This window comes from Limnofasciculus baicalensis BBK-W-15 (assembly GCF_024178385.1).
In the GTDB taxonomy this organism is placed as follows: domain Bacteria; phylum Cyanobacteriota; class Cyanobacteriia; order Cyanobacteriales; family Coleofasciculaceae; genus Limnofasciculus; species Limnofasciculus baicalensis.
The window spans coordinates 1-4,232 of sequence record NZ_JAMZMM010000447.1; the positions used below are offsets into that span (position 1 = coordinate 1).

The following is a 4,232-nucleotide window of genomic DNA, read 5'->3' on the forward strand; positions in this document are numbered from 1 at the left end:
AAGATGAAGATTCTGTATTGACAGTGGGCTGAAGTCAAAGGTGTATGATTGGCGATGGCAACGCCAGCCAGAGGCATCGCTACTGACAATTAGTTTTATGTAGAGTGGGCAGTCCCCAAGATAAGGTGAACAGCTTATTATTACATTAGTGGGGACTGCCCACCCTATAGTTATTGTCAAAGGTGCGAGATCTCAGTATATGATGAAAAAACTAATAATCGCCCATCGTGGTTTTCACAACTCTGCCACAGAGAATACCATTGAAGCATATCAGAAAGCAATTGAAATTGGGGTAGATGGCATTGAATTTGATGTAAGAAAGACGAAAGATGACATATTAATTTCACATCACGATGAAATAATATATAACAAATATATCAGTAATTTAACCTACGAGCAGATTAATAAAATCGCTGCTGACAAAGGATTTACTGTCCCTACTGTAGAAGAAGTATTAAAAATAACTAAGGGAAAAGTTAAACTATTTGTCGAACTAAAAGAAGAAGGTTATGAAGATGATATTATCAACTTATTACTAAAATATCTTAACTTGGAGGAATTTATAGTAATTTCCTTCAATGTGAGATCTCTGAAACTAATTAAATCAAGTTATGCCGATGTTAAAACAGGCTTATTGTTAAGAACAAAAAAAGCTAAATTATTGGGATTTATCATAAAAATATTTAGCTTTCTGCCAAGTTCAATTATCTTTGGGGTAAATCCAGATATTTTGTTACCTCATGTTGATGGATATTCGTTAGAATTATTAAAATTTGCCCAAAGAGAACAAAAAAATATTGTTTTATGGACAGTCAATGATGAGGTAATGATAGGAAAATTTCTCAAAGATAATATAGTTCAAGGCATCATAACCGATAGCCCTGATGTGGCTATATTTTCGACAAAGCTTTGCCAGTGAATTAGAAATTACTCTAAGTTTTTGTTAGGCTATTGATGAATGGCTTTTCAAAGACTAGATAGAAGCGGTGGGCGACTAAAAATATCCAATCCTGATTCAAGTTATGAATCAGTAAAAAATGAGCAATAATGTTATCTGGAGCAAAAGCAGGTTGTCCAATATTCCAAATCCTACCAGTATTTGCTATCCAGTTATGAATCAACCCAGTAAATAGGAGGGAAAATATAAGTGCTGCATAATAAGGTGGGAGAATTCTACGGGATCTTCGCTTAATGTAATTAAAGAATCCTCCTTTTAAATCACCACTAGTAGAGCGAGCAACTGGTAACATCAAACAATAACCAGAAAGCACAATAAAGATGGCAACAGATGATCTTCACATGGGCGAGGAGTAAGTTGATTGATGTTTGGAAAAAACGAGGAACATTTCCAAAGTGTTGAGATACATCGTTATAGATGTGATAGAGAACGACATAAAGCGCTGCAATACCTCGTAAACCATCCAAGTATTCAAGCCGGATCTTACTTTTTGTCTCATCTGGATTATTGATTAAGGGATCTGTCATATCAGATAACTCCTCTTCTCACAATTTTTACCGCCTCGTCAAAATTGATAACTCAGCAGGTGCTAACTGCTCCAGAGATTGCCAAATTTTCGCTAATAAAGGCTCGAATCCTTTACGGGCTACGGCTGAAATTTGGAACACAGGTACTTGAGTTAAATGATTGAGTTTGGTAGCAATTTCATCGACAATATCTCCATCCATAGCATCTATTTTATTAATAGCTAAAATTTGGGGACGTTCCGATAATCCCCGTCCATAAGCTTGTAATTCCTCTTGAATAGTTTGATAATTAGCAATCGGGTCATCAGCCGTAGCATCAATTAAGTGTAATAATAGCTTAGTCCGTTCGATATGGCGGAGAAATTCGTGGCCTAAACCTGCACCTAAATGTGCCCCTTCTATTAATCCAGGAATATCAGCAAAAACAGTACCATCACCTGACGGTTTTCGGACTACACCTAAATTCGGTATTAGTGTAGTAAATGGATAATCAGCAATCTTAGGGCGTGCGGCTGAAATTGATGAAATTAGCGTAGACTTCCCGGCATTTGGCAAACCAATAATACCCACTTCTGCCAATAACTTCAACTCCAAACGTAAACGGCGTTCCTCTGCTGGTTGCCCCGGCAAAGCATAATCTGGTGCGCGATTTTGATTGCTTAAGAAATGCTGATTTCCCAACCCTCCCTTTCCGCCTTTCGCCACACAGAAAGTTTGGTCAGACTTAACCAAATCGCAGAGGATTTCCTCCGTATCAGCATCATAGATAACAGTACCGCAGGGAAGCAGAATTATGCGATCGCTTCCATTTGCACCCGTCCGATTATTCCGCCCGCCCTTTCCCCCATTTTCAGCTTGGAAGCGATGGGCATACTTAAAATCCAGCAAGGTTTGCAAGTGTTCAACCGCAGTTAAAATCACATCACCACCCTTTCCCCCATTACCACCCGATGGTCCTCCAGCAGGGACATATTTTTCCCGCCGAAATGTCACTATGCCATCCCCACCTTTCCCTGATACAACTTCAATTTCTACTTGGTCGATAAATTTCATTGTTTGTTTTTTGTTGTTGTTTGTTTTTTGTTGTTGGTTATTTGTTATTTGTTGTTTTTTATATTACAGAAGTTTTGTCTGCCACAGTTATTATTGATTTTCATAACAACTAACAACCAACAACCAACAACCAACTCAAAAATATTGTGACACATCTTCACCCCGATCGTCTGCCAAATAGGATAAAGCTCGAAAGCGTAAACCTACTAATTGATCGTAAAGGGGATTAATCTTACACATGGGAGGAATATGAACAATTTTGTGACCAAATAGTTTCACATCTCGCTCAAACGGACATTGGGATGGAATCATTTTACAGATAAATCGCGCTACCCGTGGGTCATGAACTTCCATCCCATCTAACCATTCTCGCATTGGTTGCAAGACATCAGCCGCTGGCTGAGGTAAAGTTCCTGGTTTCTGAGGTAATTGCTGAATACCGTCAGATCCCTTAATCACCTCATCATGACAAAGTGTAGCTCGCAATCCATCTAAAGCAGCTACCTTTAGCCCTAAAGCCTCACAGAATTCGTGTAGAACATCCGCTTCGGTAATGGAATAGATACCATCTGCCAATGCTACCATGACAGCCGTTCTAATAAAATTTTCTGCGATCTTGGGATCTTTCCCTAACGCTGCGGCTAATTCTGCTGGAGAAATTCGCTCATCGAGAGATGGTAAATTACTCTCAGCAAAGAGTTCATCATGGGTGAGTTGCTGAACTACTTCTTGTTCCTGTGGATCGAAGTTACCATCTGCCCAAGCTACAGTAAATAAACCCCGCAGCCAAGCGGCAATTTGTACTTCTGTGTAGAGAGATTCAGTTACAGGTGTCATATTTATGTTAAATACTCCAATCGCTCTCCATTGCTACCGCGATTATAACTCTGGGGGAAGAGAGGGAAGAGGGGGGGAGCAAATTTTTTACTAAAATTCTCCCACTCCCCACTCCCCACTCCCTATTTGTGAGAAGAGGCGATCGCAACTACCCCATACACTTGTACTCCTTCCTGCCGCAGAGTTTCCGTTGCTGAACGAACTGTAGCACCTGTGGTGTAGATATCATCCACAATTAATACAGGTGAGGTGGGTGGATTTTTGCGAAAGCACTTACCGATGGTAAATGCTTCAGCTAAGTTTTGCGATCGCGCTTGTGCTGATAAACTAAATTGTGCTTCTGTTTCCCTGATTCTTTCTAATCCCAAGGGTTGGTGTTGATATCCAGTAATCTGACAAAAACTTTCGGCAATCAGCTCCGCTTGATTAAACCCCCGACTTTTCTGTTTACTAGGATGGAGGGGAATCGGGACGACTATTAATTTTTTCGTATATTTGGCAGCGGCTCCTTTCAGCCAAGCCTCAGCTAACCAGTTACCAAGGGGACGGGCTAACTGAGGTTGATTATTATATTTTAGGGATGCGATCGCTCTTTTGACTCCATTCCCATAATTTCCCCAGATAAATACAGGTAATTCTCCTTGCCATAATCTACTATGGTTACTCAGTTGACACCGTTGTAACTGTCTGTAACAGTATTGACATATTTCAGTTTCCGCAGGGCGAGTGCATAATGGGCAGTTTGATTTCAAAAACAGAGATAGTAGACTGTTTTTGATTTGTTTAATTCTATTTGAGATCATATTATGAACTGATTCCTACTCTATTCACAATCAGCCTTCATAATTCCCAATACC

6 protein-coding genes are annotated in these 4,232 nt (G+C 39.8%); 1 reads left to right on the forward strand and 5 read right to left on the reverse strand.

Annotated elements, in window-relative coordinates; translation table 11 throughout:
- Nucleotides 1-199 precede the first annotated feature (199 nt).
- Nucleotides 200-919, forward strand: coding sequence for a glycerophosphodiester phosphodiesterase (locus tag NJ959_RS26285; RefSeq protein ID WP_254014716.1), 720 nt, complete (start codon nt 200-202; stop codon nt 917-919).
- Between the two features lie 13 nt (nt 920-932).
- Here the strand turns inward: NJ959_RS26285 and NJ959_RS26290 are convergent, their stop codons facing one another.
- The 5 genes from NJ959_RS26290 to NJ959_RS26310 form a co-directional block, all read right to left on the reverse strand.
- Nucleotides 933-1,250: a hypothetical protein gene (locus NJ959_RS26290; protein WP_254014717.1), complete on the reverse strand. Its 318-nt coding sequence runs from the start codon at nt 1,248-1,250 to the stop codon at nt 933-935.
- A complete protein-coding gene (locus NJ959_RS26295) occupies nt 1,225-1,485 on the reverse strand; it encodes a hypothetical protein (RefSeq protein ID WP_254014718.1) in 261 nt (86 codons plus the stop codon). Before NJ959_RS26295 ends, NJ959_RS26290 begins: the two co-directional genes overlap by 26 nt.
- Before the next feature lie 27 nt (nt 1,486-1,512).
- On the reverse strand, nt 1,513-2,538 hold the full coding sequence (gene obgE, locus NJ959_RS26300) for a GTPase ObgE (protein ID WP_254014719.1): 1,026 nt from the start codon (nt 2,536-2,538) through the stop codon (nt 1,513-1,515).
- Nucleotides 2,539-2,673: 135 nt separating this feature from the next.
- Nucleotides 2,674-3,375, reverse strand: a complete 702-nt coding sequence (locus NJ959_RS26305; protein ID WP_254014720.1) for a Mo-dependent nitrogenase C-terminal domain-containing protein — start codon at nt 3,373-3,375, stop codon at nt 2,674-2,676.
- A gap of 122 nt (nt 3,376-3,497) precedes the next feature.
- Nucleotides 3,498-4,178 carry a ComF family protein gene (locus NJ959_RS26310; RefSeq protein WP_254014721.1) on the reverse strand — a complete coding sequence of 227 codons (681 nt, stop codon included), beginning with the start codon at nt 4,176-4,178 and terminating at the stop codon, nt 3,498-3,500.
- Nucleotides 4,179-4,232 lie beyond the last annotated feature (54 nt).